At 73.1% G+C, this 23,581-nt stretch carries 16 protein-coding genes and 1 pseudogene; 14 read left to right on the forward strand and 3 right to left on the reverse strand.

What is annotated here, in order from left to right:
• Nucleotides 1–728: 728 nt before the first annotated feature.
• The 12 genes from OHB56_RS01605 (at nt 729) to OHB56_RS01660 (ending at nt 19,550) form a co-directional block, all read left to right on the forward strand.
• Nucleotides 729–899: a thiazolylpeptide-type bacteriocin gene (locus OHB56_RS01605; protein WP_031128743.1), complete on the forward strand. Its 171-nt coding sequence runs from the start codon at nt 729–731 to the stop codon at nt 897–899.
• A 566-nt stretch (nt 900–1,465) separates the two neighbouring features.
• Nucleotides 1,466–3,316 carry an AfsR/SARP family transcriptional regulator gene (locus OHB56_RS01610; protein ID WP_326750823.1) on the forward strand — a complete coding sequence of 617 codons (1,851 nt, stop codon included), beginning with the start codon at nt 1,466–1,468 and terminating at the stop codon, nt 3,314–3,316.
• A gap of 127 nt (nt 3,317–3,443) precedes the next feature.
• Nucleotides 3,444–5,705, forward strand: coding sequence for a TOMM precursor leader peptide-binding protein (locus OHB56_RS01615; RefSeq protein WP_406351188.1), 2,262 nt, complete (start codon nt 3,444–3,446; stop codon nt 5,703–5,705).
• Nucleotides 5,695–7,629, forward strand: coding sequence for a TOMM precursor leader peptide-binding protein (locus tag OHB56_RS01620; protein ID WP_406351189.1), 1,935 nt, complete (start codon nt 5,695–5,697; stop codon nt 7,627–7,629). The genes OHB56_RS01615 and OHB56_RS01620 overlap by 11 nt, the downstream gene beginning before the upstream one ends.
• A gap of 81 nt (nt 7,630–7,710) precedes the next feature.
• Complete coding sequence (locus OHB56_RS01625) at nt 7,711–9,345, forward strand: nitroreductase family protein (RefSeq protein WP_406351191.1); 1,635 nt, start codon at nt 7,711–7,713, stop codon at nt 9,343–9,345.
• A 13-nt stretch (nt 9,346–9,358) separates the two neighbouring features.
• Entirely contained in the window at nt 9,359–12,184 is a 2,826-nt protein-coding gene (locus OHB56_RS01630; protein WP_406351192.1) for a lantibiotic dehydratase, read from the forward strand.
• Nucleotides 12,172–13,302 carry a lantibiotic dehydratase C-terminal domain-containing protein gene (locus OHB56_RS01635; protein WP_326750828.1) on the forward strand — a complete coding sequence of 377 codons (1,131 nt, stop codon included), beginning with the start codon at nt 12,172–12,174 and terminating at the stop codon, nt 13,300–13,302. Before OHB56_RS01630 ends, OHB56_RS01635 begins: the two co-directional genes overlap by 13 nt.
• The gene (locus OHB56_RS01640) at nt 13,299–14,450 is read left to right on the forward strand and encodes a metalloprotease (RefSeq protein ID WP_406351193.1); all 1,152 of its coding nucleotides are present in this window, start codon (nt 13,299–13,301) and stop codon (nt 14,448–14,450) included. The genes OHB56_RS01635 and OHB56_RS01640 overlap by 4 nt, the downstream gene beginning before the upstream one ends.
• A 46-nt stretch (nt 14,451–14,496) precedes the next feature.
• Nucleotides 14,497–15,459, forward strand: a complete 963-nt coding sequence (locus OHB56_RS01645; protein WP_406351195.1) for an ATP-binding cassette domain-containing protein — start codon at nt 14,497–14,499, stop codon at nt 15,457–15,459.
• Nucleotides 15,456–16,211 carry an ABC transporter permease gene (locus OHB56_RS01650; protein ID WP_326750831.1) on the forward strand — a complete coding sequence of 252 codons (756 nt, stop codon included), beginning with the start codon at nt 15,456–15,458 and terminating at the stop codon, nt 16,209–16,211. Before OHB56_RS01645 ends, OHB56_RS01650 begins: the two co-directional genes overlap by 4 nt.
• Entirely contained in the window at nt 16,208–18,163 is a 1,956-nt protein-coding gene (locus tag OHB56_RS01655; RefSeq protein WP_406351197.1) for a TOMM precursor leader peptide-binding protein, read from the forward strand. The genes OHB56_RS01650 and OHB56_RS01655 overlap by 4 nt, the downstream gene beginning before the upstream one ends.
• Nucleotides 18,164–18,233: 70 nt before the next feature.
• Complete coding sequence (locus OHB56_RS01660) at nt 18,234–19,550, forward strand: amidohydrolase (protein WP_406351199.1); 1,317 nt, start codon at nt 18,234–18,236, stop codon at nt 19,548–19,550.
• Nucleotides 19,551–19,704: 154 nt separating this feature from the next.
• Here OHB56_RS01660 and OHB56_RS01665 read toward each other — a convergent pair whose 3' ends face one another.
• Nucleotides 19,705–20,202 carry a GNAT family N-acetyltransferase gene (locus OHB56_RS01665; protein ID WP_406351200.1) on the reverse strand — a complete coding sequence of 166 codons (498 nt, stop codon included), beginning with the start codon at nt 20,200–20,202 and terminating at the stop codon, nt 19,705–19,707.
• A gap of 722 nt (nt 20,203–20,924) precedes the next feature.
• Here OHB56_RS01665 and OHB56_RS01670 point away from each other — a divergent pair.
• Nucleotides 20,925–21,758, forward strand: a complete 834-nt coding sequence (locus OHB56_RS01670; protein ID WP_406351202.1) for a CAP domain-containing protein — start codon at nt 20,925–20,927, stop codon at nt 21,756–21,758.
• A gap of 192 nt (nt 21,759–21,950) precedes the next feature.
• On the opposite strand, the gene OHB56_RS01675 is transcribed toward OHB56_RS01670, so the two are convergent.
• Nucleotides 21,951–22,124, reverse strand: coding sequence for a hypothetical protein (locus tag OHB56_RS01675; RefSeq protein WP_167353794.1), 174 nt, complete (start codon nt 22,122–22,124; stop codon nt 21,951–21,953).
• A gap of 79 nt (nt 22,125–22,203) precedes the next feature.
• Nucleotides 22,204–22,405 (reverse strand): annotated as a pseudogene (locus OHB56_RS01680) (IS5/IS1182 family transposase); the annotation flags it as partial.
• Nucleotides 22,406–23,036: 631 nt separating this feature from the next.
• On the opposite strand from OHB56_RS01680, the gene OHB56_RS01685 reads away from it, so the two are divergent.
• The gene (locus tag OHB56_RS01685) at nt 23,037–23,318 is read left to right on the forward strand and encodes a hypothetical protein (RefSeq protein WP_406351204.1); all 282 of its coding nucleotides are present in this window, start codon (nt 23,037–23,039) and stop codon (nt 23,316–23,318) included.
• The last annotated feature ends 263 nt before the right edge of the window (nt 23,319–23,581 follow it).

Genomic DNA, 23,581 nt, shown 5'->3' on the forward strand with positions numbered 1-23,581 from the left:
CAGAATCAGGCCACGGTGCGCAGGACGGCGTTGGAGAGGGTTCTCCGGGACAGGTCGTGTTCTCCCATGCGAACGACTGTGGCGATGCCGGAACTTGTCCACTCTGCCAGGCAGGACAGCGGGGGGGCGCGGGCCATCTGGGCCGGGGTGGTGGTTTTCCGGTGCCTGCTCCGGATTGCAGAGCCAGGCGCCTGCCGGCGTGGAAGGCGTCGCCGCGGCCTGCTGTTCGTCGGCGGGGTTCAGCACGACGTGGCTCGGGTGGGTGAGGGTGCGTCCGAGGGCGGCCCGGAGAGGGGGAGGGGTGATGCCGGCGAGCAGGTGCCGCACTGCCCGGTCGAGGCGGTCGGCCCCCTCGCCCTCTCGCCGGCACACCGGGCCGGGGCCCGCCCGGTGAACAGATCCCTGTACGAACAGACGCAGCGGCCGTCCCGTGCGCTCGGCAGTGGCCGTCAGAGCGGCGTGCGCGACGGGGTGGAAGAAGCCATCGAGCAGGATCTGACCCCTGCGGGTGACCGCGCCGGGGACCGGATCCACGAACGTCCCGCATCTCGGCCCGCCGGGGCCCGGGGCCGCCGGCGCCGGTGCTGCCGCCGACGCTGGCGCGGCGTGCCAGCGGAATGACAGCGGAAGACATGCCGAACGGTGAGCGGGGACCGCTGGACTGGTCCTGTAACCGCCTGCGGCCACCACCGGACACGGTGGTCCGCCCCGACTCCTGGGGAGACACCATGAACAAGGACCTGAGCACCCTCGCCGACGAGATCCTCGAGCTCGAGGCCGAGACCTTCGAGATCTCCGACTACTCGGACGCCAGCGAGGTCGTGCTGGCCGGCTGCACCAGCACCAGCTCCACCTCGACCTCCAGCTCCACCTGCAGCACCACCTCCTGCTCCGCCTGACCCAGCGTCCGGCGCGGCAACGCCCGGTCGGCGCCCGCCTCCTTCACGGAGGAGGGCGCCGACCGGGCGCTCGGCATGCCCGGGACCGGTCGCGACGACGCCCGACGAAGCGTGTCCCGGCCGCGGGCCGGAGAACCGGCCGGGGTGAAAGTGAACACCGTGAAAAGGTTTGGAGAATCCGGTGGATCGAGCGCGCTCGCCTCCCTGACCGTACCGCCGGTAAGTCCACGACCCGCCACCCAAAGACAAGCCATTTACCAGTAAATATGCTCTGCCGGAACATATTTGACGAAGCGTCAGTGACTGAAAGTTGCCTCTCAGGCATTTCACAACCCCCCCTTGACCCACGTTCTACGCCAGTAGACACTCACCACTGCCGCAAGACCGAAGGCATACGTGCACTACGACTTCACAATCTGCGCCGTACTGCCCGTGTCGGCGAAAAAGCAGGTGTCCCGAATGAGCCACCGCTCGGACAGGGCCCGCTTCGACGGCATGGCACTGCCACCCCGGAGGGGGTAGCGATCCGGATCCGCAGAAGTGCGAGGGTTCAACGGGGGGACCAGGTGCGTTTTCAGTTGCTCGGCCCGCTCAGCATCACCGACGGGCGTGAGGTGGTCGTCCTTCCACCGGCCAAGCCGACGTCGCTGCTGGCTGCGCTGCTGGTCCGGCCCGGCGAAGTGGTCCCCACGGAGCGGCTGCGCCAGGCCGTCTGGGGGGAGAGGCAGCCGGCGACGGCGAAGGCGGCCCTGCAGAGCTGCGTCCTGCGGCTGCGCCGTCTCTTCGCCAAGTACGACATCGAGGAGCAGGCGGTGGTCGCGGTCGCCGGGGGGTACCGCCTTCCGGCCGACGGTGACACCCTGGACCTGCTGCACTTCCGCCGTCTGGTGTCGGAGGCAGCCGGTGCCGGAGAGTCCGAACTCCCCTTGCTGCGCACGGCACTCGGCCTGTGGCGGGGACCGCTTCTGGCCAACGTCCCCTCCGACCTCCTGCACCGCGACGAGGTGCCGCGGCTGGTCGAGGAACGCTTGCGCGTCCTGGAACGCCTCTGTGAAATACAACTGGCCCGCGGACGGTGTCGCGAGGTCCTGGTGGACCTGTGGGAGGCCACCCGGACCCACCCCCAGCACGAAGGGCTCTCCGCCCAGCTGATGCGGGCGCTCTACGGTGCGGAACGGCAGAACGAGGCGCTCGCCGAGTACCGGAGGATCAGGACGCACCTGCGGGACGAACTCGGCGTCGACCCGGGCGCGGCACTGCAGAACCTGGAACTGGCCATTCTGCGCGGCGAGGAACTCTCCGGCGCGGGCCTCGCCCCAGCGGAGCGCGGTGGGCACGGCGCCGCGGCCGGAGCGGTCCCGTCCGGCAACGACCACCCGTCCCCGGGGCCGGACCCCTCGCCGCGACCCCGGCTGCCCCGTGTCCCCGGCTTCACCGGACGCTCCCGTGAGACCGCCGACCTCGTGGACCACCTGAACGGCGGTGGCCGGGGCGACGGGCGGACCGACGCCGCCCCGGTGATCGCGGTCATCTCCGGAGGGCCCGGCATGGGCAAGACCGCGCTGGCGCTGCACGCCGCGCGGCTGGTGGCCGACCGCTACCCGGCGGGCGGCGTGCTGCTGCCGCTGGCCCGGCCCGACGGCACGCCGCGGCCCGCCGGCGAGGCGGCGGCCGAACTGCGCGCCGCGCTCCCCGCCGGCGCCCCCCGCGGGTCGTGCCTGGTGGTGCTCGACGACGTCGTGCACCCGGACCAGGTGAGGGGCCTGCTCGACGTGCCCGGCTGCGGTGCCCTCGTCGTCACCAGCCGCATGCGGCTGGCCGCCCTGGTCGCCACGCACGGCCCGGCGGTACTGCAACTGGGCGCGCTGACACCGCAGGAGTCGATGGCCCTGCTCACCGCCGTCCTGGGGCGGGAGCGGGTCGCGGCGGAGGCCGCTCACGCGCGTACCCTCACGGACCTGTGCGGGCATGTTCCGCTCGCGCTGCGGATCGCCGCCGCCCGGCTGCTGACCCGGCCCAAGCTGCGCCTGGCGGACTACGCCGCGTGGCTGTGCCGGGATCTGCCGGCCCGGCTGGCGCTGCCCGACGACCCCCGGATGTCGGTGCCCCTGACACTCGACGAAGCCCTGGACCGGCTGCCCGGACCGCTGGCCGACGCACACCTGCGGCTGGCCCGGCTCAACGGGCAGCTCACCGCACCGGACGCGGCCACCGCGCTCCGCGTGCCCGAGACCCACGCCGAGGAGCTGCTCGAACGGCTCCTCGACACCGGACTCCTCGACGAGGAACAGCCCGGAACCCTGCGCATGAACAGCCTGTTCCGGGTGCACGCGCTGCACCGGGCGGCCCCGCCGGACGACCTCCCTCAAGCCGTCGTCGCTCCGGCCCGGCTCGCGCTGCCGTCCGGAGCCACCTGACGGCGCCGGCACCACCACGACGGGGACGCGGCCGGCCCGGCCGTCCCACGCCCCGACACCCCGCTCCCACCCACTCCTTCAGATCCCCCGCGGCCCACAGGCCCCGACCCGGAGGTGCGACCCCCGCATGCCCACGACGCCCTACGAGGAGACCGCGGACACCCGGCCCAGGGTGCGCCGCGACGTGCTGTTCACCGAGACGCCCACCGGCGTGATCTTCCACAACGCCGACGGCGGCTTCCAGCTCAGCTCCCCGTCCGCCTACCGGTTCGCCACTCTCCTCGTCCCGCACCTGGACGGGAGCCGGACCGTGGCGGAGATCTGCGCGGGTTTCCCCGACCCGCAGAAGGCGATGGTCGGCGGCCTGGTCAAGGCGCTCTACGCCCGCGGCTTCGCCCGGCCCGTGCCGGACGCCGGGCACGGACCCGGCACGTCCCCGGACGCGGCGGTCACCGCACACTTCGCGCCGCAGATCGCCTACATCGACCACTACGCCGACGACGCCGGGGACAGGTTCGCCGCGTTCCGCGGCACCCGCGTCGCGGTGCTCGGTGACGGCCCGGTCGCGCGCTGGTGCGCGCTGTCCCTGATCCGCAACGGCTGCGCGCACGTCGCCGTGGAGGCCGCCCTGGCCGAAGGCCCCGCCACCGCCGCGGAGTTCGGCCGGCTCCGGGAGGAGGCGGCGGAGCTCACCGCCCAGGGGGCCCCGGCCGAGGTGGCGGTGCTGCCCGCGGCCGGCCCGGCCGGCTGGGACGCGTACGAGGGGTTTGACGTGGTGGTCGCCGCCGCGGGTCGCGACGCGTTCCGGACCGCGGTCGCCCTGCTCGGCCAGGGCGTGCCCGAGGGCCGCGCGTTGCTGCCCGCCTGGACGTTCGGCGGCCGGGCGGTGGTCGGACCGGTCAGCGCCCCGGACACGGAAGGCTGTCTCGCCTGCGCGGCGCTGCGGCTCGGCGCGACCGGGGACCCGGCGGTGGCGGCCGGCCTGTGGAGCGGGCTGGCCCTGGGAACCACTCCGGCTCCCGGGCCGCGCGGCCCCCTGGCGGCGATGCTCGGCAACCTGCTCGGCTACGAGGTGTTCCGGCTGGTCACCCAAGCCCTGCCGGCCGAGACCCGGGGCCAGGTGCTGCTCCAGGACATGGCCTCCTTCGACGTCCTCGCGGAGCGGCTGCTGCCCCACCCGCGCTGCCCGTACTGCCGGACCCGCCCCGCCGCGCCCGAGCCTGTCGACCTGGCTTCGGCCCCCGCGCGGCCCGCCTTCGAGCCGGTCGTCGCCGCCGCACCGGACGACGGCGCGACCGAGGGCCCGCTGGCCGAGCTGGACCGCCGGTCGCTCGCGATCCGGCCGTCCGTCGGGGTCTTCACCCGGTACGCGGACGAGCCGGTCACCCAGACCCCGCTGAAGGTCGGCGCGGTGGAGGTCGGCCTGGGCGCGGCCGGGACCCGGACCGTCGTCGCGTTCGACGTCCAGCACACCGCAGGCGCCCGTCTGCGGGCTCTCGACGCCGCGGCCGGGGTCTACGCGGAGCACGTGGTCCCCGCCCCCGCCTTCCCCACGCCGGGCGGCGCGTCCCTCGCGGACGGCGCGGAGGCCGCGCGGGTGCGGCCGGAGGCGCTCTCCACGGCGACCGGCGCCGGGGGTGATCCGGTCGCCGCCTGGCTCCCGGCCACGTCCCTGCTGACCAAGGAACAGATCCTGGTACCGGCCGGTGCCGTGCGGCCGTTCGGACCGGACAACCAGGACCGCCGGTTCGAACCGACGCGCGCCGGGGCCGGCGCGGGCGACGGGCTGCCCGCCGCCACGGCGGCCGGACTGCTGTCGGTGCTCGCCCACGACGCGCTGCAGCGGGCCGTGCGCGGCACCGGACGGACCGCGGCCCTCTCCCCGGCGCTGCTGGCCGACGACCCCGAGGGAACCTTCCTGCTGCGTTCCGCCGGACATCTGGGCCTGGAGACCGAACTCCTCGACCTCGGGGAGGCGGACCGCACCGGGGTGTCCGTGGTGCTGGCCCGCACCCGTCCCGCGGAGCCGGGCGAGCCGGTGCGGTGGGCCGTCGGCGCCGCCCTGGACCGGGCGGCGGCGGCCGGCGACGCCCTCCGCGACCTGATCGGTACGGTGCAGCTCACCGCCGAGGGGGTGCTGGGCACGCCCGATCCGGGCGATCCGCTGCTGGCCGATCTGGATGCGGCCCTGATCCCGGTCACGGCCGACGGGGCCGGGGAGGAGCCGGCCACCGACCGGCCGCCGGTGACGTGGGCGGACGTCCTGGAGCGGCTGGCCTCGGCCGGACGGGACGCCCTCGTCGTGCCCACGCATGCGGCCGACCTGCCCGCCACCGGGATCCACACCGTCCGCGTTCTGCTCACCGGGGCGGCCGGCGATGACCGCTGACCTGACCGAGGCCGCCGCCCAGCCGCGTGAGGACGCGTGCCGCCGCTTCGCCGAGGGCCTCCGCCGGGCCCTGCGCGACCTGCCCGCTGTACCCGGACGGCCGGTCCCCGGCATCGGGGTCGGCGCGCTCGGCGTGCGGGACGCCTTCGCCGGCACCGGGGACGTCCCGGACGACGTCCTGCCCGTGCACCTGTACGGCCGGCAGGCGGTGATCGGCCCCTGGCCCACCGAGGGGCGGGCGGGTTGCGCCGTGTGCCTGCGGCGCCGCTGGCAGGGGGTGCGCTCGGTCGGTCTGCGGGAGGGCCTGGAACTGCGCGGCGGCACCCGGGAGGCAGGCTCCTGGCCCTATCCGGTGCCGTTCGCCGTGCAGGCGGTCGCCACACTGATCGCCCGGCTCGCCGCGGCCGGCCCTGACCGGGACGCGCCGTTCCCCGACGTCTGGCTGATGGACCTCGAGGACCTGACGGTCCGCCACCACCCCTTGGTGCCCGAGCCGGACTGCCCCCGCTGCGGCACCCCCGAGCCGGTGACGGCCGAGTCGGCGGCCCTGAGTTTGCGGCCCGCGCCGAAGTACCGGCCGGGCGTCGGCCGGGTCCGCCCGCTGGACGACTACGGCCTGCGGGTGGACGCGTTCGCCAACCCGCACTGGGGGGCGATCGGCCCGTCGGTGGTGTGCGACGTCACCTCTCCGACCACCTCGGCCACGGTGGGCTGCTTCTCCAGTCGCTCCGGCGACTACCTGCGGGAGACGTTCTGGGGCGGGCACGCCGACACGTACCACGACAGCACCCGCATCGGCGTGCTGGAGGGTCTGGAACGCTTCGCCGGGATGCGCGCCCGGGGCCGCGCCGTCACCCTGACCGCCGCCCTGGACGACCTCGGTCCGGACGCCGTCGACCCGCGCGAGACCGGCCTGTACACGGACGACTTCCACCGGGCGAACCCCTGGGTGCCTCCGTTCGCACCGGACCGGGCGATCCCCTGGGTGTGGGGCTGGTCGCTGCGGGACGGGCGGCCGCGCCCCGTACCGGAGATCCTGGCCTTCTACCACAAGCCGGGCATCGAGCACCGCTTCGTGCAGGAGAGCTCCAACGGCTGCGCCTCCGGGGGCAGTCTGGAGGAGGCCGTGCTCAGCGGCCTGATGGAGGTCCTGGAGCGGGACGCCTTCCTGCTCGCCTGGCACGGGATGCAGCCGCTGCGCGAGATCGACCCGTCGACCAGCGCCGACCCGCGCACCCGGTTCATGGTCGACCGCATGGCCATGTACGGGTACCGGGCCCGGTTCTTCGACACCCGGATCACCTTCCCGGTTCCCGTGGTCACCGGGGTCGCCGAGCGGTTCGACGGGGGGCCCGCCCGGATGTGCTTCGGGGCCGGGGCCTCCCTCGACCCGGAGGCCGCGCTCGCCGCCGCTCTGTGCGAGATCGCCACCGACTCGGTGCAGCTGCTGCAGCGCTTCGAACGGAACGCGGCCGGGTACCTCGCCATGGCCGCCGACCACGAGAAGATCACCAGCCTGCACGACCACCCGCTGGTCTACGCGGTGCCGGAGATGGGCCGTCACGCCGACTTCCTGCTGCGGCAGTCCGCGCCCGCGCGGCCCTTGAGCGTGGCCGACCTGGCCTGGAGCCGCGCCGACGGCTCCGGCCCGGACGTGCGGGACGACCTGCTCGCCGCCGTGGAGTCCGTGACGTCCGCCGGGTTCGACGTCGTCGTCGTCGACCAGACCACGCCCGAGCAGCACTCCCTCGGGCTGTACACCGTGAAGGTGCTGGTGCCCGGACTGCTGCCGCTCGACTTCGGCTGGAGCAGGCAGCGGGCCCGGCACATGCCGCGCATGCGCACCGCGCTGCGTGCGGCGGGGCTGCGTGCGGACGACCTGACCGAGGCCGGTCTCCACCCCGGCCCGCATCCGTTCCCATGAGCGGCCGACTGCCCCGGCGCGTGAACCGTGAACGCCGACGAACCCGACGAACCGAGGAAGAACCGAGGAAAGGGGGATCCCGTGGGGTATGCCCATGAATACGCGCACGCCATCCTGCACCGCGGGCGCGTCCCGATGGAGCCCACCGACCATGTCGTGAACTGGGACGACGGTCCGCGCAAGGGCAAGTACTACCCGCACGCCGAGGCGTTCGCGCTGCCCGCCACCGAGGACCTCGCCGACGTCCCGGTCGCGCCGGGTCTGCTGCCCGGCACGGTCCCGGTACGGAACGGCGACGCCGCCCGCGGCTTCAGTCTGCCGCTGCTGTCGGCGATGCTCCAGGACTCCTACGGGCTGACCGGGCGCCGCCTGGGCATCCAGGCCAACACCGACCTGCCCGGTCTGCCGTTCTACACGCACGCCAACTGGTCGCGCGGCACCGCGGGCGGCGGGGGCCTGTACCCGGTGAGCATCCACTGGGCGTCCGGTGCCTCCGGTCCCCTCGCCCCCGGCCTGCACTACTACGACATCCACCGGCACGCCCTGCAGCGGCTGCTGGCCGGCGACGTCACCGACCGGGTCCGCCGGGCGCTGGGCCCGGACGCGCCCGCCGAGGCCCTCGACACCGACCAGTACCTGATCCTCGGCGTCAAGTACTGGCAGAACTCCTTCAAGTACAACAGCTTCTCCTTCCACGTGGTCTCCACCGACGTCGGCACCCTGGTGCACACCTGGCGGATCTGGGCCGCCGCCCGGGGGCTGCGCCTCGCCCCCGTCATGTGGTTCGACGAGTCCCGGCTCAACGAACTGCTCGGGGTGGAGGGCGAGGAGGAGACCGTGTTCGCGGTCGTGCCGCTGCGCTGGGACGCACCGGCGTCCTCACGGGCCCCGGCCCTCGACGACGCCCCGCGCACCGACCCGGCCCACCGGCCCTCCGTCCGCCACCGGGACGTCGAACGCTCCCGCACCCTGCTGAACTTCACCGCGCTGCGCGAGATGCACGCCGCGACCCTGGCCGGCGCCGCCGACCGGCCCGCCCCCGGGGCGCTGGCGGCCGCCGCGGCCCTGCCCGCCGACGCCGGCGGCGACCGGGTGGAGCTGCCCGCTCCGGCCTTCCCCGGCACCGGCCTGCGCCGCACCCTGCGCGACCGGCGCTCCAGCTTCGGCCGGTTCGACGCCCGGCGCCGGGTGGCCGGGGAGCATCTGTCGGCGGTGCTGGCGGCCTGCGCCGGGACCCGGCTGGCGGGCGACACCGACCCGGCCGGCGAGGTCCGGCTGGCCCGGATGTACGCCTTCGTCAACCACGTCGAGGGCGTGGAGCAGGGCGCGTACGTCTACGACGCCGAACGCGGCGGCCTGCGGCTGGTGGCCGCCGGCCCGCAGGGTTCCTTCCTCCAGGAGAACTACTTCCTGGCCAACTACAACCTGGAGCAGGCCGGGGTGGTGCTCGTGCCCACCGTGCGGACCAGCGCCGTGCTGGACGCCGTCGGCGACCGCGGCTACCGGCTGGCCGTCGGCACCGCCGGCGCCGTCGCACAGAGCTTCTACCTGGCGGCGTCCGCCCTGGACCTGGGCGCCGGTGTGGCGCTCGGTTTCGACAACGTCTCCTTCGTCGAGCGGCTCGGCCTGGCGGACGGCGACGAGGCCCCCCTGCTCATCATGGCCCTCGGTCACGAACGGCCCGGGTCCGCCGACTTCCGCCACGAGATCGCCTGACGGCCGCGAAGGAATGCTCATGACCCCGATAAAGTCCGGCGCCCCGGACACCCTCCCGGAGCCCGCCACCGACGCCCGCTGGGAACTCGGCCGGCGCTTCGTGCTGCGCGCCGCGGGCCTGCCCGTCGAGACCGTGCACGGCCTGCGTTGCCCCGGCACCCGCCGCTGGGCCGACACCGTGCTGGACGAGGAGGAACGCCTGACGGCCGCCGGCGCGGCGCTGAGCGACCTGCTGCACACCCTGGTCAAGTCGACCACCGGCCCCGAGGAGGACCCGGGTGATGCGGCCGCCCGCCGCGGTCTGATCAACCTGCGGCGGCAGATCTTCAACAACCGGCTGCCGGCCGACCCCGCGGCCGCCGTCCGCCTGGTGGCGGAACGGGACCCGGAGACCGGCCGGCTCACCGAGGAGTGGCTGCGCGACCGTGCCCGCCTGGAGGTGCTCCGGGCGGGCGGCGCCGACCTGCTCGCCGGTGAACTGCGGGAGAACCGCCGCGCGTTGCGCGAGGTGCTGGCCGACGACCGGCTGCGCCTCGGTCTGCTCCTCGCCTCGCCCGCCCTCGACGGGCGGCTGGACACCTACCTGCGCGACACGAGCCCGCGGCCGGGCAACCGCCTGCGCAAGATCGAGCGGTCCGCGCTGACCTACCTGTACCGCACGGCCTGCAAGACCAGCCCGTTCAGCACCTTCACCGGCATCGGCCTGGGCACCTTCACCGACGGCCCCGCGGACGACGGGGCGGCGCTGCACACCGGCGAGGACTGGGTGAGCCACGTACGGCTCAACGTGGTGGCCCTGGCCCGGCTCACCGAACTGATCAGGTCCGCCCCGGGACGCCGCCAGGACCTGCCGGTGGTCCTCTCGCCGGGCTGGGGACGCGACGCCGACCGCATCCGCTACGTGCGCCACGTGCTGGCCGCGGGCGACGACAGCGCCGCGGTCACGTTCGACGCGGTCCGCGACCGTCTGTTCTTCCTGCGCAGCAGTGGAACCCTGGAGCGGCTGCTGGAGTGGCTCGGCGGACACCCGGCCCCGGTGCGCCACCGGGACCTGGTGACCTGGCTGGAGAGCGAGCACGACGCGGGACGCGAGGCGTGCGAGCGGTACGCGTCGGCCCTGCTGGACCTCGGCATGGTGCAGGTGCCGGTGCTCCGCGCGGACGTGCACGACCGCGATCCGCTGCGCTCCTACCAGGAGGCCCTGCGCTCGCTGGGCGCCGCCTGGGCCGACCGGCTGGCCGGCCTGCTGGACGGCCCGGCCGACTGCCTCGCCCGCTACCCCGGGGCCGGTGTCGACGAACGCCGTGCTCTGTTGGGCGCCCTGCGGACGGGGCTCCTCGACGCCCAGCGGGAACTGGGGGCGGCCGAACCGGCCCTCCCGCAGACCCTGGTGTACGAGGACGTGGACACCGGTGACGTGTCGGAGTGCGCGTCCGCCGTGCTCGGCGGGGACACCGGCCGGGCCCTGCGCGCCGTCGAGGGCGTCCTGCCGCTGTTCGACCTGACGCTGCCGCAGCGCATCACCCTCATAGGCTTCTTCATCGCCCGTTACGGGCGCGGCGGCCGGTGCGACGACCTGCTCGGCCTGGTCCACGACTTCCACGAGGACTTCTTCGACCAGTACATCTCCTTCACCTCCAAGCGGGTCCCGTTCGACGACCAGGGCGCCTATGCGCCCGAGGAGAACTGGCTCGGGCAGAGCGAGATGAAGTCGCTCGACCGGGCCCGTCGCCACTTCCACGCGGGAATGTGCTCCCTGTGGCGGGACGACGCGGAACGCGATGCCGGGGAGATCGAGCTCCCCGCCGCGCTGCTGTCCGGGACCGCGGCCGAACTCGACGGGGTCACCGGCCACTTCACCCCGCAGAGCCACCACCTGCAGTTGTCCCGGCCCGAGGGCGGCCGGCCCCTGGTGGTGCTCAACAAGTCGTACGGCGGACTGGCCTTCCCCTTCAGCCGGTTCACCCACCTCTACGACGGCACCGCCCCGGACGGCGACCCGGCCGCCCCCGGATTCCGCGACGCGCTGCGCGCGGAGATGGCGGCGCGTTGCCCGGACGGCGCCGTGCTGGCGGAGGTCACCGGCGGTCCGGTCACCAGCAACCTCAACCTGCACGGACGGCTGACCGACTATCAGATAGTCTGCCCCGGCGAGACCAGCACCGTGCCCGAGGAGGACCGCATCCACCTGGACGACCTCTACGTCGTCCACGACGAGGCGGCCGGCCGTCTGGTGCTCCGTTCCCGCCGCCTCGGCCGCGAGGTCGTGCCCGTCTATCTCGGCTACCTCGTGCCGATCGCGCTCCCGGAGATCCCGCGCAGCCTGCTGCTCCTCTCCCCCAGCACCATGGCGCCCTTCGACGTCTGGTCGGGGGTGCCCGAGGGCGAGGCGGTCGACGGCGTCACCCGCAGGCCCCGGGTCGCACACGGGGACGTGGTGGTCGGCCGGCGCACCTGGACGGCGGACGCCGAGGTCCTGCCGGTCCGCGCCCAGGGCTCGGGCGAGGAGGAGCACTACCTGGAGTACCGGCGCTGGCAGCGCGCCCACGGCCTGCCGGACCGCTGCTTCGCCACGGTCTCCCACCCCGACCAGGGACCCATCGGGGCCAAGCCCGTCTACGTCGACTTCGACAGCCCGCTGTGCCTGTCCACGTTCGACGCCCTGGTGGAGCGGAAGCCCGGTACCCGGGTGGCCTTCCGGGAGATGCTTCCCGCCGAGGACGGCCTCCACCTCACCTCCCGGCGCGGCCGGCACGTCGCCGAACTCGCCGTGGAGACCTTCACCACCCGTCAGCTGCCCCAGTCCGACCAGGAGGTCGCACCGTCATGTCCGAACTGACCGAACCCGCGGCCTTCCGGCCCGCCCCGGACGCCGCCCCCTCGCCGTGGCTGGCGCTGCACGTCTTCTACGCGGCCAATCCCCAACCGCTGCTGGTGAAGTGCGTCCGTCCGCTGGTGGAGCAGCTCACCGAGGAGGGGCTCCTGTCGGGCTACTTCTTCATCAACTACTGGCTGGAGGGCCCGCACGTCCGGCTGCGGCTGCGGCCGAGCGGTCCGGAGGCCGAGGCCGAGGTGCGCCGCCGTGCCGAGGAGGCGATCAGCGGCTTCCTGAAGACCCGTCCCGCCCTGTACGAGGTCGACTCGGGCTTCCTGAAGGACTTCTACAACTCCCTGTTCGACATCGAGTTCCCCGGTGAGGACCGCGCCGCGTACATGGGCCCGGACGGCCGGATGAACCTCAGACCGAACAACTCGTTCTCCTACGAGGTCTACGCCCCCGAGTACGCCAAGTACGGCGGCCCGGCCGGAGTGGAGCTCGCCGAGTGGCACTTCCGGCAGTCCAGCGACCTCGTGCTGGAGGCGTACCGGAGCATGAACCTGCACCTGCGGACGGTGCTGCTGGGCACCTCGGCGCAACTGATGATGGTGATGGCCGGCTGCTTCCTGCCCGAGGAGGAGCGGCTCGCGGACTACCTCGACTCCTACTACGACTTCTGGCACCGGCTGTTCCCCGGCACCGGTTTCATCGGGTCCAGCGAGTACGAGCGCACCTACGAGCGGGAGGCACCCGCCCTCGGTGCACGTTTCGCCCAGGTCCGGCAGACGGTGGCGAGCGGTGACCTGTCCCGGCTGCCGGCGTTCCTGCGCCGCTGGGCCGAACACTGCCTGGAGCTGCGCGAGCGGGTGGTGGACCTCACCGCGCGCGGCGAACTCGCCTTCCCGGCCTGGGACGGGCCGGCCCGTGAGGACACCGGCCAGGTGCGTGCCGAGGACCCCGACGCGGCCCCGCTGGTGACGGTCACGCATGCCCCGGCGGTGCTGCCCCGCCTTCTCTCGCCGTACATGCACATGACGAACAACCGGCTGCACGTGACCATCCGGGACGAGGCGTACCTGGCCTTCGTCCTGGGCCGGGTGCTGCGCGAACCGGCCCAGGGTCAGCAGGCGGCCTCATGAGCACCACCGACCACGCCGACCGGGCCTCCGGCGGGGGCCCGGGCGCGGACCGGGCCGCCGCCGCCCGGGCCTACCGGCCCGCTCTGCGGGAGGGTGTGCTGATCAGTCCGGCGCTGCTGCGCGGCCCGCGCACCGTCCACCTGATCAAGCACCCGGTCAGCGGCGCCGCGTTCGAGGTGGGCCCGCGCGAGCATTTCGTCATCGGTCTGCTCGACGGGACACGGAACGTCGACGACGTGGTGGCCGCGTACGCGGAACGCTTCCGGCGCAGGCTGCCGGAGGAGCAGTGGACGCGGCTCCTGGGTCTGCTGGGCACCCGGGGGCTGCTCGACGGCTCCCCGGAGCCCGCGCCGCCGGAGGCCGGCCCGGCCCGTACCGGCACCTTCTGGGCGGGCAGCCGGCGGACCGTCGCCGACGCCCACGCGACGACGGGGCGCCTGCACCGGCTGCTGCGGCCGGTGCTGCGCCCCTGGGCGCAGCTGCCGGCGGCCGCGGCCGTCGTGGTGATGACCGTCGCCGTCCTCCGGGACGCGGGGGCGTTCCTCGACGGGACGTGGGAGCTGCTCATCAACCCCCTGGCGCTGGTCCCGTTCGCGGTCTTCCTCTGGTTCAGCATCTGCCTGCACGAACTCGCCCACGGCGTCGCCGCCCGGCACTACGGCGGCGTGGTGTCCGAGATCGGGCTGCGCTGGCGGTTCCCGGCCATGATGATGTACTGCACGGTCGACAACTACCTTTTCCTGCCGGGCCTGCGGGCGAAACTGGTGGTCGCCGCCGCGGGCGCCTACGTCAACCTGACGCTCCTGCTGCCCTTCGCCCTGTGGTGGGCGCTCCTGGATCCGGCCGACCCCGCCCGCCCGGTGCTGACCGGGATGCTCTTCGTCGGCATCGTGCAGGCGCTGAGCAATCTGGTCCCGCTGCCCCCGCTGGACGGCTACCGCATGCTCGGCCACCTGCTGGGCGCCGCCAACCTCGCCCCGGAGACCGGCGCGTACCTGACCCTGCGCCGCCGCGGGCGGGACGCCGTCGCCGCCTACCCGCCGCGCGCCCGCCGCCTGTACGTCTCCTACGCCGTCGCGGCGGCCGCCCTGGTGCTCGTCGCGGCGGCCGGCACCTGCGCCGCCGTCGTGTGGCTGTTCCTCCGATGACGCTCCGACCCCGAAAGAACACGCAACTCATGAATGAGGTACCCGTATGAGCTCCCCCTCCCCCACCACGGACCACGGAGCCCAACCGGCCGTCGTGGTCGACGACGTGACCAAGAACTACGGCAGCCGGCGGGCGGTCGACGGGGTCTCCCTGGACATCCGGCGCGGTGAGTTCTTCGGGCTGCTGGGCCCCAACGGGGCGGGCAAGTCCACCCTGGTGGAGATCATGGAAGGGCTGCGCCGGGCCGACTCCGGCTCGGTCACGGTGTTCGGCGAGTCGACCTGGCCGCGCAACACCGGCCTGCTGCCGCGCATGGGCGTGCAGACCCAGTCCTCGGCCTTCTTCGTACGGCAGACCGTGCACGAGCACCTGCGCACCGTCGCGGCGCTGTTCGGCACCGACCGTGCGGCCGTCGACCGCACCCTGGAGGCCGTGGGCCTGGACGACAAGCACGACGTCCGGGTCGACGACCTCTCCGGGGGCCAGCGGCAGCGGCTGGCCATCGCCTCCGCGCTGGTCCACGGCCCCGAACTGATCTTCCTCGACGAGCCGACCGCCGCGCTGGACACGGAGGGCCGGCGCGACCTGTGGGAGGTGCTGCGCGGGCTGAAGGCAGCGGGCCGGACCATCGTCTACACCACCCACCACCTGGACGAGGCGGAAGCGCTCTGCGACCGGGTGGGCATCCTGGTGGACGGCCGGCTCGTGGTCACCGACGAACCGCAGAGCCTGATCGGGAACTCCGGCGCCACCAGCCGGCTGCTGGTCCCGCTCGGCCGGATCGACGAGGAGCAGGCCGCCGGCCTGCCGGGCGTGGAGGGCGTCACCGTACAGGGCGGGCACCTCGTCCTGCAGACCCGCGCCACCGGCCGGGTTCTCGCCGCCCTCGACCCCCTCACCGGCCTGGACGGCGTGCAGACCCGCACTCCCAGCCTCGAGGACGTCTACCTCGAGCTCACCGCCCGGCCGCAGTCCCCCCTCGTATCGAACAACCAGGAGCAGTCATGAGCGCCTACTCCGCGCTGACCGCGGCGGGCTACCGCGCCCAGGTCCGGGACAAGACGACCGTCTTCTTCACCTTCGCCTTCCCGCTGATCTTCCTCGTCGTCTTCGGTCTCGTCTTCCGCGGTCGCAGCGTCGAGGAGAGCGGCTTCTCCTACCTGTCCTACACGGCCGCCGGGGTGCTCTCCTGGGGTGTCGCCAACGCCGCCGTCTTCGGCATCGGATTCACGCTGATGCAGTGGCGCTCGGACGACATCCTGCGCATGATCCGGCTGTCCCCCGCCCCGCTGACCGCCGTCATCGGTTCCCGGTACGTGCTCGCCCTGGGCGTGGGCCTGGTGCAGTCGGTGCTGTTCGTCGGGGTGGCGATGCTTCCGGGCTTCGACCTGGTGCCCGACTCCCGGTGGCCGCTGCTGATCCCCGTCCTGCTCCTCGGCATCACCACGTTCCTGCTGCTCGGCGTGATCATCGGCAGCATCGCCGACACTCCGGAGTCGGTGGCCGGCATCGCCAACTTCCTGATGCTGCCCATGGCGTTCCTGTCCGGTTCGTTCTTCCCGCTGGACGCCATGCCGGACTGGCTGCAGAAGGTCTCGATGGTCCTGCCGCTGCGCTACCTCAACGACGGGGTGTCGGCCGCGCTGACCGGCCGCGGCGATCTGTCGGACATCGGCTGGGGCGCTCTCGGGCTCGTCGCGTTCGCCGTGGTCTTCGGTGCCGTCGCGGCCCGCACCTTCCGCTGGACGAAGTCCTCATGAGCACCGCGACCCTGCCGCTCGCGCACCCGATGACACGGGCCCGCGATGCCCTGCAGGCAGCCCTGGACGACCACTTCGGCGCCGACGGCGCCCCCCGGGTGGTCCCGGTGGGCGCCGTCGGCGCGGGCGGCCCCCACGCCCGGGAGCGTGACCCCTGGGCCGCGGACCGCCCCATCGCGCTGGTCCACGTCACCGCCTCGGCGGTGCTGCTCGGCCCGTGGGGCGGCGACGGGACCGCTCCCGCCTGCGGCCGCTGCCTGGCCCTGCGCTGGCAGCGACTGCGCAGCCGCAGCGAACGCAACGCCCTGGAGACCGCCGGCCCCGACGGGCCCCGCCCTGCCGGGGCCTGGCCGGTCCTCACCGGCCACGTCCGGGACACCGTGACCGCACTGTGCGAGGCACTGCTGCGCGGGCCGCTCCCGGCGCCCCCGGCGGAGCATCCGGCGGACCGCGCCCTGCCGCAGGTGACCCGGCTGGACCTGGCGAACCTGACGATCCGGACGTACCCGCTGCTCGCCGACCCGCTCTGCCCGGACTGCGGCCACCACGCCCCGGCGACGACCGGCGCCGAACCGCTCACCCTCGCCTCGCGCCCCAAGCCGGACCCGGACGCCTACCGGCTGCGCTCGGCCTACTCCTACCCGCTGCCCACCGACGCCCTGGCCAACCCGGTCTGCGGCGCCCTGGGGGCCGGCACCTGGACCGACGTCACCTCGTCGACCACCGCCCCGGTGGCCGGCAGTGCCTTCGTCCGGGGCTACGCGGGACTGCACGACGTCACCTGGAGCGGGCAGGAGAACTCCTTCGCCACCAGCCGCCGCCTGGCGTTCCTGGAGGGCCTGGAACGGTACGCGGGCACCCACCGGCGCGGGGGCCGCGCGCCGGTCGTCGGCTCCTACGAGGAGCTGCGGGCCGACGCGGTCGACCCCGAGGTGTGCGGGCTGTACAGCCCGGAGACCTACCGGGACGACCCGCTGACCGACCCCTTCGACCCGGGCCGCCCCATCCCCTGGGAATGGGGCTGGTCGCTGCGGGACGACCGTCCGGTACTGGTGCCGTCGCGGCTGGTCTACTACAGCGCGCCGCTGGCCGGGGACAACTTCGTCTTCGAGTGCTCCAACGGCTGCGCCATCGGCGGCTGCCTGGAGGAGGCCGTCCTGGGCGGTCTGCTCGAACTCGTCGAGCGGGACTCCTTCCTGAACGGCTGGTACGGCGCCGCCCGGCTGCCCCGTGTCGACCTGACCACGGTGGGCAGTCCCACGGCCGTCGCGATGGCCGAGCGGGCCGCCCTGCAGGGCTACGACGTCCACGTCTTCGACAACCGGATCGACCTGGCGATCCCGGCCGTCACCGTGGTCGGCGTCCGCCGGGACGGCGGACCGGGCACCCTGTCCTTCGCCGCGGCGGCCTCCCTGGACCCGAGGTCCGCGGTCGAGGGGGCCCTGTCGGAGGTGCTGAGCTACATCCCGCACCTGTCCCGGCAGACCGCCGAGCGCCGGGACGAGCTGGAGGCCATGGCGGACGACTTCTTCCTGGTGCGTCATCTGAAGGACCACCCCCAGCTGTACGGGCTGCCCCGGATGTCCGCGTACGCGCGGGCCTATCTGGAGCCGTCCCCGGCCCGTCCCTTCGACGAGGTCTACGGGGACTGGGAGCGCCACGGCCGGCCGCGCACCGGCGACCTGCGGGACGACGTCGCGGTGGTGCGGGACGAACTGGTCGCGGCGGGCCACGACGTGATCGTCGTCGACCAGACCTCGCCGGAGCAGGAGCGGGCGGGGCTGCGCACGGTCGCCACCGTGGTGCCGGGGCTGTTGCCGATCGACTTCGGCTGGAACCGGCAACGGGCCCTGCTCATGCCCCGGCTGCGGACGGCGCTGCGCCGCGGCGGGCACCGGGGCAGCGACCTGACCGACGCGGACGTCGTACGGGCCCCGCACCCCTTCCCCTGAATCCATCCGTCCTCTTCCGGGTCCCCGCCGCGGCACGGCGGGGACCCGGCCGTCCTTGCGGAGTCGGCCGATGAACCCGCCGTCCCACCCCTCCCCCGCTCCCCCGGCATCCGGCGCCCCGGCCCCTCACCCGGCCCCGCCCTCGGAAGGTCTCCTCGCCCACGCCGGGGAGGTGCTGCGGCCCGCCCTCGACCTGTACCTGGACCTGCACGCGCATCCGGAGACCTCCGGGCAGGAGGAGCGCACCGCCGGCCGTTTCGCCCGGTCCCTGGAGGCGGCCGGGTGCGCGGTGACCCCCCGGGTGGGCGGCCACGGCGTGGTCGGCGTCCTGCGCAACGGGGACGGTCCCCGGGTATGGCTGCGGGCCGAACTCGACGCGCTCCCGGTCGAGGAGCGGACCGGACTGCCGTACGCCGGCCGCAACGGCGCGATGCACGCCTGCGGCCACGATCTGCACATGGCCGCGGCCACCGGTGCGGCCGCTCTGCTGGCCCGCCTGGCCGACCGGTGGCGGGGCACCCTGGTGGTGGTGGGGCAGCCCGCCGAGGAGACGCTGAGCGGGGCCGGGGCCATGCTGGGTGACGGTCTGTACGACCGGTTCGGCCGGCCCGACGTCGTGCTGGCCCAGCACGCCGCACCGCTGCCCGCGGGCACGGTCGCGCACGCGCCGGAGCGGGTGACCATGACCGCGGCCGGCGCGGTGCTCGACGTCCTGTTGCACGGGCGGGGCGGCCACGTCGCCACCCCCCACCTGGCGGTCGACCCGGTGGTCGCCGCGGCCCATGTGGTGACCCGGCTCCAGGGCGTCGTGGCCCGCGAGACCGCGCCCGCCGACCAGGTGACCCTGACGGTGGGCACCCTTCGGGCCGGGACCGCCGCCAACGTCATCCCCGAGGAGGCCCGGCTGGGCATCTCGCTGCGTGCGGCGAACGACGCGTCCCTGGAGCGGGCGCTGTCCGCGGTGCGCCGCGTCGTCCTCGCGGAGAGCGCCGCCGCGGGAGCGCCGCACGAGCCGGAGGTGACGGTCTCCTCCCGCTCTGCGGCTCTGCTGTGCGACCCGCGCCGCGCCGCGTCCGTACGGCGGGCCCACTCCGCGCTCCTGGGCTCCGGGCGGGTACTGGACTGGCCCGGCTCGATGGCCACCGAGGACTTCCCGCTGTTCGGGGACGCCGGCGCCCCCGTCCACGGCCTGCACGGAGTCCCGTTGGTCTACTGGATGCTGGGGGTGGTGGGCGCGCGGGAGTGGCACCGGGCGATGGCGGGCGGTGCCGGGGCCGCGCCGGCCCCGAACCATTCCCCTTTCTTCGCCCCGCACATCGGGAGCGCCCTGCGGCCCGCGATCGGCGCGCTGGCGGCCGCCGCGGTGGACCGGTTCACCGACGGGTGACGATTCACGGCCGGGACCTGACCGGGCCACCGCGACGCGGGGCCCGGTCAGGGAGCAACGGGTCGACCCGCGCCCGCTGGGCACCTGTCAACGGCACACCACGCAACGATCGGACGGTCTTCGAAGAAACGATCCCGGCGCCGCCCCGGACGTATCACGAGGCATGCGGCAGCTCGAGCCACTCCTGCCAGGTGATGTCACGGCCCAGGCAGCGGGGCTGCTGAAAGGGCCAGTCGGCGGCGATCCACTGCGGCACCAGCGCGTCCAACGCACGCTCCGCCTCGCCGCCGACCAGATCGTCCACCACCCACCAGGAGACGTCGCCGTCGGAGCCGGTGCGCTCGGGCGGGTCGATGTAGACGCAGCCGAGGATCGCCGTCTCCTCCTCGTCCAGCAGCGCGTAGTTGAACGACTGGTGCGCGGCTGTCTCCTTCTCGTGCCGCAGCAGGTCGATACGGTCCTCTTCGTAGGTCATCGTCTCCTGGGGCCAGCCCCAGGCCGGGCCGAAGATCTCCCACAAACGCTCTCGGGAGCCCATCACGGCGGGGTAGTCGATCGCGGTGTCCGCCTCGCGGATCGGCCGCAGGTGAAGCGCGGTGCCGGGCACGGGCACGTGGACGGGGTGGACGAAGTCGTCGGGCAGCCAACTCATGGGCGCCGAGGCTACAGTCGGCCGACCGGATCGCCCACCGAAACAGGTGCGGGCACGACGGCGGACGACCACCGGGCTTCGACAAGCCCGCCTGTCGAGCAGAAATTCAACGGCGGGAGGCGGTGGAAGGTGGCGCCGGCCTCGCCCGATCCACGCCGGTGAAGCCTTCCTGCTCTTCCGGGGGAAGGGCAGGAAGGCTTCACCGGCAAGCACCCATAGCCACGAATCGAGTGCTCGCTCCGGGCAGGCGGCGGGCCTCACAGGTGTCCACGGATCGCGCACAGCGAGAACTGGCGGCTCCGCCCCGCCGCCCCGCCGTCCTGCGTCCTGCGTCCTGCGGGCGCACTCCTCGGCTTCCGACACCGTTCCGGAATACACGGTTCCGTGACATCCCTCACGCCTCGTCCCGATCTATCCGTGCCGCTTAGTAGGACCCGTTCCGGCGACATAAAGGATTTGTCCGGCTTGCCGTGAACGTGGGACGGGCCGAGGCGGGTGGTGATCCGGTGGGGAGCCGAGAGCCGCGGTTCCTCTGCCGGGCAGAGACTCCTGACGAGGCAGCAGTCACCCCGAGAGGCCCGTCGCGAGCAGGTCGGCACGCTCTTCCGCCCGCCGCAAGGACCTCGCAGAGCTACGAAGCGCAGTAGTGCGAAGGCCCTTTGCGCCCGGTGCCGGACGGTCCCAAGAATGACCAGCCTCCGGACAACAGGGGTGAGACACACATGGGAAAGCATCGTCATCAGCAGCGCTACCGTCGGCCGATCGTCACGGCAATCGCCCTGGGCGTCATAGGCATACCCTCGGTCGCCATGGCCTGTGCCGACTGGCCCGGCAGCGGGCAACGGCAGTATCAGGACACCGCCACCCCGGTCACGGCCGAGGACAGGTGGGACGACGCCGGCCGACGCCCTCAGGGGAACAGCCGTCAGCACAGCGAGCCCACAGCGGCGCCGTCGGCCACACCGACCGCCACCGCGAGCGCTTCGAAGACCGGGGCGCCGCGGCACAGCAGCGCCAAGCCGTGGCACAAGCCGAAGAAGACGGCCCTCCAGACACCCACCTCCAAGCCCACCGCCACGACTCCGAAGCCCACCGCCACGGCCCCGAAGCCCACTACGGCCGGCCCCGAGCCCACCGCCAGTGCCTCGAGTCCCGCCGCGACGGGCGCCCCCGAGGCTTCCGGAGCCGTCGCCAAGGTCGTGGAAATCGTCAACGCCGAGCGCAGCAAGGCTGGCTGCTCCCCGGTGGAGGTGAACACCACTCTGACCGAGGCCGCGCAGAAGCACAGCGAGGACATGGCGGCGAGCGGCAACATGTCGCACACCGGCTCGGACGGATCCTCGCCCGACGACCGCATCACACGTGCCGGCTACAACTGGAGCACCTACGGCGAGAACGTCGCCTACGGCTACTCCACCCCCGAGCAGGTGATGGCCGGCTGGATGGCCAGCCCCGGCCACAAGGAAAACATACTCAACTGCGCGTTCAAGGAGATCGGCGTCGGCCTCGCGCAGCCCGGTGACTACTGGACCCAGAACTTCGGCACGGCCCGGTAGACGCCGTACGCTCACACGCCTCGGTGGCCTGCCGTCGGCGTGACGTGCACGACGAGCGACGCGTCAGTCCCGCCAGAGGTGGTTGAGCTTGGCGTGGAGAAGCACAACCGCCCCCGAAGGATGACGGGGTGCTCAGGGTGGTGGCGCGGCCCCGAGCACCCCGTCACCGGGGCGGCGAGCGAGGGATCCAGGTCAGCGTCGGCTCCTGGAAGCCCAGCCGGAGCCGATTCCCGCCACATGCAGAGCCAGGGCAGTCAGCCCCAGCAACATCACATTCACCGAAGAGAACACATCGTTGGTGCCGATGTCCGCCGCGTTGATCAAAAACGCGAGAAAGAACAGTACCGCCGCCACTATGCCAAGCATGAACAGGCTCCTCTCCAAAGGGTGAAGCCCGTATGCCCAGACATCACCTCCACACGCCTGGCGCGGCGACCGAGCTCTTTCAGCGTCTCCTCCACGGGGAGAAGTAGGCTACGGCGATTGACGTCATCCGGTTCGGGGTGATGCGTGACCTGCGGAAGATCCGCCAGGACTTCAGTCGGGCCATGCCGCGCTCGACGGGTGCACGGGACCGGGCGAGTGCGCGGTCGACAGCACGCCGCGTGGGGTGAGTGCGCCGTCGGCGGGCGCTTGAGACCGGTGGTCGGTTACCCGGGGGCCGGCGCCCCGAGTCGTCGCGGATCCGCTTCCGCGGCGTCTCCGGACGGATGCCCGGGCTGTGAGCGATGTCCGTGAGCGAGCGGTCCTTCGACGACCGTGCCGGCTCCGCCGCCTCCCGCTTGAACCCTTCGGGGCGGTTCTTCCACTCCGCCCCCATGAGTCACTCCCCCTGGCGGAACTGGCGATGCCCCTTTTGCGCTCCTTTACAACTTGCCAGCCGTTCAGTGCTTCACACGCTCCCCTTTGTCGGGTTTGAATCCTGGGGAAGGCGAAGTGCCGCTGTTTCCGGACTGTGCCGGCACCATACAAAGTTGGCCAATCCGCCATGACGGGCCTGATGAACCATTCGATCACCTCCGATCGGTTCTTCCGTTCAGAGTTCATAATCCGATCACTCGAAGACCTCCTCCACCCTAGGCGTCACAGGCATACCGGGAGGCGCAGGAAAGCGCCTCTTCCCCGAGTTCTCCGCAGAGGCCATTTCCTTACGCCGAACCCATTGAGTCAAATCCACTCCCTGAGCTTCCTGTTCATTTCATCGGTAAGTGCGCTTACCTTGTAGAGCAATCCCGGAGGGGTCCTCTTCCGGGATTTCCGCTCACCTCGGGAGGAATCATGATGCGTCCCCTTCGTGCCCGTCTGGCGGCTGCGGTGGTCACCGCAGCCGCCGTCGGCGGCACCATGCTGGTGACCGCTCCTTCGGCGCAGGCCGCGCCCAGCGACTGCACGTCCTACCTCGCTTCCCAGGGCTACTCCAGCACCGACACCAACCTCGCCTGTACGACCGGCGGTTCCGGCCTCCCGGCCGATCAGCTCCTGTGCCGCGTTCTGCTCATGAACGTGTCATCCGTGCCGGCGCTCATCGCGGACAACGCCTGCCGCGCCGCAAAGGCGTAAGCCACAGCAGGACACCATGACCCGGGGAAGGCGCCCGAAACGCCTTCCCCGGGTCATGTCAATTCTCCCCCACCAGAAAACCCGCAACACCGTGCCGGCCGATACCGGCCTCTCGGTGACCGACTTCGCGGCCGATCCGACACGGTGGAGGTGCGGATCACGCGGACGAGCACAGGCCACCTGGTGACGGCTCGTCCGTACACAGGACGAACCGTGAGGCTGGTCCCTCGCAGTGGACACCCTGGCCGTTGATCTTGGCAGTC

The organism is Streptomyces sp. NBC_01635 (genome assembly GCF_045209715.1).
Taxonomy (GTDB): Bacteria; Actinomycetota; Actinomycetes; order Streptomycetales; family Streptomycetaceae; genus Streptomyces; species Streptomyces hirsutus.

Excerpts from the sequence above, each read along its gene's own strand:
- OHB56_RS01650 (WP_326750831.1), top strand. The coding sequence starts at position 15,456 with ATGAGCGCCTACTCCGCGCTGACCGCGGCGGGCTACCGCGCCCAGGTC.
- OHB56_RS01685 (WP_406351204.1), top strand. The coding sequence starts at position 23,037 with ATGATGCGTCCCCTTCGTGCCCGTCTGGCGGCTGCGGTGGTCACCGCA.
- OHB56_RS01655 (WP_406351197.1), top strand. The coding sequence starts at position 16,208 with ATGAGCACCGCGACCCTGCCGCTCGCGCACCCGATGACACGGGCCCGC.
- OHB56_RS01675 (WP_167353794.1), bottom strand. The coding sequence starts at position 22,124 with ATGCTTGGCATAGTGGCGGCGGTACTGTTCTTTCTCGCGTTTTTGATC.
- OHB56_RS01645 (WP_406351195.1), top strand. The coding sequence starts at position 14,497 with ATGAGCTCCCCCTCCCCCACCACGGACCACGGAGCCCAACCGGCCGTC.
- OHB56_RS01665 (WP_406351200.1), bottom strand. The coding sequence starts at position 20,202 with ATGAGTTGGCTGCCCGACGACTTCGTCCACCCCGTCCACGTGCCCGTG.
- OHB56_RS01630 (WP_406351192.1), top strand. The coding sequence starts at position 9,359 with ATGCTCATGACCCCGATAAAGTCCGGCGCCCCGGACACCCTCCCGGAG.
- OHB56_RS01615 (WP_406351188.1), top strand. The coding sequence starts at position 3,444 with ATGCCCACGACGCCCTACGAGGAGACCGCGGACACCCGGCCCAGGGTG.
- OHB56_RS01660 (WP_406351199.1), top strand. The coding sequence starts at position 18,234 with ATGAACCCGCCGTCCCACCCCTCCCCCGCTCCCCCGGCATCCGGCGCC.
- OHB56_RS01635 (WP_326750828.1), top strand. The coding sequence starts at position 12,172 with ATGTCCGAACTGACCGAACCCGCGGCCTTCCGGCCCGCCCCGGACGCC.
- OHB56_RS01620 (WP_406351189.1), top strand. The coding sequence starts at position 5,695 with ATGACCGCTGACCTGACCGAGGCCGCCGCCCAGCCGCGTGAGGACGCG.
- OHB56_RS01605 (WP_031128743.1), top strand. The coding sequence starts at position 729 with ATGAACAAGGACCTGAGCACCCTCGCCGACGAGATCCTCGAGCTCGAG.
- OHB56_RS01670 (WP_406351202.1), top strand. The coding sequence starts at position 20,925 with ATGGGAAAGCATCGTCATCAGCAGCGCTACCGTCGGCCGATCGTCACG.
- OHB56_RS01640 (WP_406351193.1), top strand. The coding sequence starts at position 13,299 with ATGAGCACCACCGACCACGCCGACCGGGCCTCCGGCGGGGGCCCGGGC.